Annotated in this window: 6 protein-coding genes; 2 read left to right on the top strand and 4 right to left on the bottom strand. The window is 46.5% G+C overall.

Annotated features, from left to right (window positions below):
* From ABEW32_RS11090 to ABEW32_RS11080, 3 genes are all read right to left on the bottom strand, one after another.
* The coding region (locus ABEW32_RS11090) for an aspartate ammonia-lyase (RefSeq protein ID WP_430187611.1) at positions 1-1,237 on the bottom strand (1,237 nt) is incomplete at its 3' end.
* A 199-nt stretch (positions 1,238-1,436) separates the two neighbouring features.
* The gene (locus ABEW32_RS11085; protein WP_430187609.1) at positions 1,437-1,967 is read right to left on the bottom strand and encodes a GNAT family N-acetyltransferase; all 531 of its coding nucleotides are present in this window, start codon (positions 1,965-1,967) and stop codon (positions 1,437-1,439) included.
* A gap of 109 nt (positions 1,968-2,076) precedes the next feature.
* On the bottom strand, positions 2,077-2,478 hold the full coding sequence (locus tag ABEW32_RS11080) for a VOC family protein (protein WP_430187606.1): 402 nt from the start codon (positions 2,476-2,478) through the stop codon (positions 2,077-2,079).
* 467 nt (positions 2,479-2,945) lie between these two features.
* Between ABEW32_RS11080 and ABEW32_RS11075 the strand changes: the two genes are divergently transcribed.
* The gene (locus ABEW32_RS11075) at positions 2,946-4,100 is read left to right on the top strand and encodes an aminotransferase A (protein ID WP_430187603.1); all 1,155 of its coding nucleotides are present in this window, start codon (positions 2,946-2,948) and stop codon (positions 4,098-4,100) included.
* A gap of 252 nt (positions 4,101-4,352) precedes the next feature.
* Here ABEW32_RS11075 and ABEW32_RS11070 read toward each other — a convergent pair whose 3' ends face one another.
* Entirely contained in the window at positions 4,353-5,231 is an 879-nt protein-coding gene (locus tag ABEW32_RS11070; RefSeq protein ID WP_430187601.1) for a hypothetical protein, read from the bottom strand.
* A gap of 121 nt (positions 5,232-5,352) precedes the next feature.
* Between ABEW32_RS11070 and ABEW32_RS11065 the strand changes: the two genes are divergently transcribed.
* Positions 5,353-6,294, top strand: a complete 942-nt coding sequence (locus ABEW32_RS11065; RefSeq protein WP_430187599.1) for a zinc-binding dehydrogenase — start codon at positions 5,353-5,355, stop codon at positions 6,292-6,294.
* Positions 6,295-6,738: the final 444 nt, after the last annotated feature.

Here is a 6,738-nt window from a genome sequence, read left to right as displayed (position 1 = left end):
CGAGGTGCGGATTGAGTGCTGTAATAATACCTACACTGTTCTCCACATATTCACGGCACCGCTCCACATTTGCTTCAATTCCTTCCACACAGTGCACACGGAAAACGTGGAAGCCCTGCTTCATAATTTCCAGCGATTGCAGCAAATTGTAGACAAGTACAGGCTCCATCACATTCAGTTCCAGTTGGCCCGCCTCTGAAGCCAAACAGATTGTATGATCATTACCAATGACCTGAAAGGCAATTTGATTAATGACTTCACACATTACTGGATTCACCTTGCCCGGCATAATAGATGATCCTGGCTGACGAGCAGGCAGACTCAGTTCTCCCAGACCAGCACGAGGTCCAGAAGCCATCAAGCGGATGTCATTGGCCACCTTAGACATATTCATCATACAAATTTTCAAGGCCGCAGACACCTCTGTATAGGCATCCGTATTTTGTGTAGCATCTACGAGGTTTTCGTCTGCTTCCACAGGAAAGCCACTAACCTCAGCCAGTACCTCAGCGACACGCTGAATATAACGACGGTCTGCGTTCAGGCCGGTACCCACTGCAGTTGCACCCATATTAATGGTTAGCAGGTGATCTTTGGTTGCACGGACGCGTCCGATATCACGGCCCAGCACACGAGCATAAGCCTGAAACTCCTGCCCTAATCGGATCGGCACTGCATCCTGCAAGTGGGTTCTACCCATTTTGATCACACTATCAAACTCATTGGCCTTGCGGGAAAATGCCTCCTGAAGCTCACTCATGGTGGCTAACAGCTTATCAATCATGCTTAATACAGCCAAGTGTACGGCCGTAGGGAAAGCATCGTTCGTCGATTGCGCCATATTAACATGATTATTAGGACTGATCTCCTGATAGTCTCCTCGTTGCTTGCCGATCAGTTCCAACGCCCGGTTCGCAATTACTTCATTTGTATTCATATTAATGGACGTGCCTGCGCCGCCCTGAATCGGATCGACGATGAAATGATCATGCAGTTGTCCTTGAATAATCTCATCAGCAGCCTGAATAATGGCCTCTGCTTTGGGACGATGTAAACGGGTTAGTTCCATGTTTACCGTCGCTGCTCCCTTTTTCACGATCGCCATGGCCTTAATCAACTCAGGATGTAGTCGTTGGCCTGTAATTGGAAAATTTTCTTTTGCCCTTAAAGTTTGTACACCGTAATAGGCATCTGACGGCACTTCCTTGGTTCCTAAAAAATCATGCTCCAGCCTCATATTCTTTGATTCCTCCGCTGTGTTTGCTACGTTCTTCAATTCAGTACAGTCAAATGACATCAAGAGACCTTTTCTGATCTCTTCTTTATTATACGTTCCGATTCCCGTGCTTTACCAGTCGAATAAACGCGGAAAAAGGTTATGTAATCCTATGACAAGTTATGATTACCCGTATATACCACGGTTATTCGGCAAATGCTCAGCTATGACCGGAATATGGATTTAATGGCTTATAATAATATCGAGTGGCGTGCAGCTGACCATCAGCTGATTGAGCGTAGTTCGGAATAACACCAGCTTCCACAAAGCCGATCGATTCGTATAGCCCATTAGAAGGATCTCCTACCCGCGTATCTAGCACCAATAACGTTCTTTTCTGCTGCACCGCCTCTTCTTCCGCTGTCTTCATTAACTGTCGCGCGATCCCATGCCTGCGCCCAGACGGATGTACCATAAGCTTTGCAATTTCCGCACGATGGAGCGCGTTAGCTTTTTGTGCCAAATGAAGCTGAACTGTCCCAACAGGTACTCCGTCCTTCTCGGCAATCCACAGAACTACACCGTCCTCAAGCACACTGTTCCAATAAGCTGCTGCTTCCTGGTATCCCAGTGGCGGTAAGAAACCTATAGATGCACCGTCAGCAACCACATCGATCAGCAGCCGACTTAGTGAATCTGACAGTGCTTCGCTGAGTACTTGAACAGGGTAGACTCCTATTTCATTAGACATTGCAGTTCCTCCCGATATGCTCGATAACATGCAATAAAGAAAGTAAACTATCTTTTAAGGATAGATTACTTTCCATGATACTTCGTTTGCTTCATCACCCTTACTTCTATTACTGCTCTGCCATATAAAAGAACTCCCATAGATGACCATCCAAATCCTGAAAGCTCCAACCATACATAAAACCATGATCTTGTGGCTCGTTGGAGGGTTTGCCGCCTGCTTCCAAAGCTTTACGAACGATCTCGTCCACCTTTTCTCGGCTTTCCACCGATAGAGCAACAATCGCTTCCGTGCTTTTCGTGGCATCAGAAATTTCCTTCGAAGTGAACGCTTTAAAACGTTCTTCAACCAACAGCATGACAAAAATATGCTCACTAACAACCATACAGGTTGCATGCTCATCAGTGAACTGAACGTTGAATTCAAATCCGATAGCAGTGAAAAAATCAATGGAGTGTTGCAGGTTTTTAACTGGTAAATTCACAAAAATTTGTTTAGCTGTTACTCCCACGACATTTCACCTCTTCATTTTATTTGTTTTATTTTATCATACTTCTCCTCCACAAAAGGTAACTTAACTATCTCGAAAAGTCAATCAATCTGACATCAGCATGTTTCTGTGGCCGTCTAATCATTTGATTTGCTTGCATTCTTTCTTTCCGTGTATTCCTTTACCCAACTCCAGCTCAACCTTTACCTTTTCTTCTAGCTTTACACTATGACTAGACTAGTACATCAAAATGGCTTCAGATGTTTTTTTCATCCTGATTCACTCGATCATTTAACTTTTGAATATAAAAGTTACTCCCTTCCCCAATTTTTTATGATTACGCTTACAAACATATCCTATATTTAAGATACCACAAATTAGCCCATTTAGTACCTGAATTATGTAAAATGAATTCTTCTTGCCGTAGCATAATCAGATCATATTATTGTAAACTTGTTCTAATACAGAAAAAGGTGGCATTACACACTATGGAGCATTTGCTAAACGATCAGGTTAAAAACATTCAAATCAGCGGAATCCGTAAAATCGCCAACAAAGTTGCCGCATTACCCGGAACTCTGTCATTAACGATTGGACAGCCGGATTTCCCCACCCCTGCACATATTATGGAGGCTGCCCATCGGGCTATTAACGAAGGCCGGACCTCTTATACACCTAATCCGGGACTACCGGAATTACGAGAAGCAGCAGCAGCTTTTGTAGCCCGCAAATACGGTCTGAATTACCGTGGACAGGATGAGGTTATCGTGACGAACGGAGCCAGTGAAGCGCTGGATATTACTTTACGTACGATTTTGTCACCTGGAGACGAAGTTATTCTACCTGTGCCAATCTATCCAGGGTATGAGCCATTAATCCGTTTGTCAGGTGGCATTCCAGTATTGGCTGACACCCGCAACAGCGGCTTCAAGCTAACGGCCGAGGTACTGGAGCCGTACCTGACCAAGCGGACAAAAGCAGTCATTCTCGGATATCCTTCAAATCCGACCGGACGAGTAATGAGCCGCGAAGAACTGGAAGCAGTCGCAGATTTGCTCAAGGAACGCGACCTGTTTATCATTTCGGATGAAATATACAGCGAACTGATTTATGATACACCGCACGTATCTATTGCGACTCTTCCAGGTATGCGGGAGCGCACCATCGTCATTAACGGTCTATCCAAATCACATTCCATGACAGGATGGCGCATTGGTTTTACACTTGCACCTGCTGAAATTACACAGCACATGGTCAAAGTACATCAATACAACGTGACCTGTGCTAGCTCAATTAGCCAATATGCAGCACTGGAAGCCCTGACCGCTGGGGTAGATGATGCGCTTCCGATGCGCGATGAGTACCGCCGACGTCGCGACTATGTACACGGAAGACTGACTGATATGGGAATTCCACTGGAGAAGCCCGAAGGAGCCTTTTATCTTTTCCCTTCCATCGCCCACTTTGGATTAAGCTCAATGGACTTCACCTTAAAGCTGCTGGAAGAGCAAGGAGTAGCCGTCGTGCCGGGAGATGCCTTTTCTTCCTACGGCGAAGGCTACATTCGCTTATCTTACGCCTACGGACAGGATCTTCTGGAGCAAGGGTTGGATAAAATAGAGAGGTTTGTTAGAGGGTTGTAGGGAGTTAAGGTGGTTAGAGGCGCTACGCAGTCCATTTGATCTTCCGATCCCCGTTGCGGTGGGATTCCTGAATGGATAAAACACTTATAGGTAAGAATCCCACCGCAAAAGCGAACACTGCCGCTTCTCCAGATTAAAATGGCCTGCTTCCCTCACTGCCCGCCTTAAAGTCCCTCAATCCTACAAGGTGTGTGGAATAGCTGTATCAGCTACCAATAACTTTTTCGATTCCATCCTCTTGTAAGTGTCGGATTAGACAAATGCACAATCAGCTGGACATCCCAGGTTCTCGAAAACTGTGCGCGCGGCAGAATCTACCGGCAGGAAAACCTCAATTTGCGGATATAGGCGGCCACCTGCAGAAATCGAAATTTGTCTGTAGCGTACGGGAATAAGGTCTCCGGAGCTTTCCATTCTGGCTAGAATTGTTTGTATTTGATCAACATTTCCCCCTACATCCGGCACACTCAGATATTCGCACGCGTTATATTTCTGAACTCTATCCATCAATTTTTGATACCACGCATCATAACGCGAGAGTATGTGCTCACTCTTAAAGGCTTGTATTCCGTTTATGATGTGCTCCTCCCACTGCTTAAACGACGTCTTGTCAAACGTGGAGCGGGACCGGATAGGAAAACCAGAATTAAAATGTAAATCGACCCTATTCATTAAACCGCCATATGAACGGTCGAGAGGGATTTCGAACAATTGATGAAAAGGCTCATTTAATCCCTTGATGTCCTGAGTATGTGTTACGACCATGGCGGGAAAAGGAATACTCCTCATCGTTTGCTGAGCCCACTCTAATGCACGCTCCAACGACCGTCCATACAATTCGGTCTGAATTGGAAGAAAACCGGCTGCTAAAAGCAAATCGTTACGCTCGTCGGATGTACACTCAAGATATTCTGCAATATTTATTATCGTCTGGCGGGTCGGTATGCGGCGGGTACGTCCAACCAGCAGATTTTTATACGAAGGAAAAGCCTCGTCATTCAGCTCTTGTTGAGTAAATCGTTTCAAGAACGGTTGAGGTCGATCGACAAGCTTTTGCTGGCGTTTTATCCGCAAGGCTTCAATTTCTCCTATTACGATTCTATGTCTGGAATTCTCCGTATCTATATCCATCTTCTCTTCCCTTCTCTTATGAAGTGTAGTTCTGCACTTGGGCCGAACCTTCATTTAAAGTATACTCCTCATTGAAATGAAGGTCATCTAATGACCATAACCAACATGGAGGAAAACCGATATGATTCGTACTATTGTTGTTGATCCGCATGCCCCGTCTCATTTGGCCTTCAAGGAAGTTGGCGCCCCACAGCCTAAGCCATGGGAAGCGCTTGTGCAAGTGAAGGCCGTCTCACTCAACCGCGGTGAAGTGAGTGACGCTAAAAATCAGGAAATATCTAGCCGTCCTGGCTGGGATCTCGCTGGGATTGTCATCGAGCCGGCAGAGAACGGCGCAGGACCGCAAAAAGGGGCCAGGGTTGTCGGTTTGCTCCCGATGGGAGCCTGGAGCGAACAAGTGGCTGCTCCCGTATCGTTGTTGGCCGAAATCCCAGACAAGCTCACTTTTACTATGGCGGCTACCCTCCCCGTAGCTGGGCTCACGGCTCTTTATGCACTTCGAAAAGGCGGCATGCTGCTTGGCAAACGAATTTTCATTACAGGCTCTAGCGGCGGAGTTGGGCTATTCGCCCATCAGCTTGCAGTCCAATCCGGCGCATACGTTGTAGGTACGGCAAGCACGGAAGAGAAGGCTGAGCTTGTCCGGGAGGTGGGATCAGACGAAGTGATCATTGGATATTCCGCAATTTCATCAGCCAGCAAATTTGGGCCGTACGATCTGATCATCGATTCAGTAGGCGGCAATGCACTGGCGGCGTTGCTGCCGCAGCTAGCACCCCAAGGGATTTGCGTTGCGGTAGGATTTACCTCTTCAAATACCGCAATGATCGATATGAAGAATATGGTGACCAGCGGAGGAAGAACCTTGTACAGCTTCTTTTTAGGTGAGGAACTCACTCGTCAATCAGCCGCGGACGATCTGAGTTTGCTGGCCCGGCTGGTCACAGATGAGCGGTTAATCCCACGAATCCAAGTGGAGGCGCCTTGGACCGAAATTGATACCGTTGCCCGTAATCTTATGGAACGGAAATTCTCGGGCAAAGCCGTGCTTCACTTAGATTGATTATATAAGTTTGCAACTATAATCCCAGGAAACTAAAAACGAATCTGAAAAAGAAACGGCAGTAGTACACCCTTACTCGTTTGAGTGGGAGTGTCGCTGCCTTTCAATGAACCCGGCTATTTGACCTTTATATTTCGTATAGTAATCTATCCAGCTTTAATATCAACACAGTTATTCATTTACCCTCAGTGGCACCGCATTAAGAATGTTCATTTTCTCTCACCAGTCTGACACTTTATTTTCTTCGGACAATAGCCGGGGAAAAAAACTATACTTACCGCTTCGCGCAGTGAGTAAACAAAATAGGCCCTTGAATCCCCTACACGGGTGGTTCAAGGGCCTATTTGCTCTCACTACTCCCTCACCGTCGGCGTGGGATTAACAGGTACGTTGCTTTAAGCACGTCGCAGCGGAGGGGGCGGAATGGTGCTGGACAAGCGTAAG

The sequence above is a fragment of the Paenibacillus jamilae genome (assembly GCF_050482105.1).
Lineage (GTDB): Bacteria > Bacillota > Bacilli > Paenibacillales > Paenibacillaceae > Paenibacillus > Paenibacillus jamilae_B.
The sequence above is the reverse complement of the archived record's forward strand: the minus strand, read 5'-3'. Positions and strand labels throughout refer to the sequence as shown.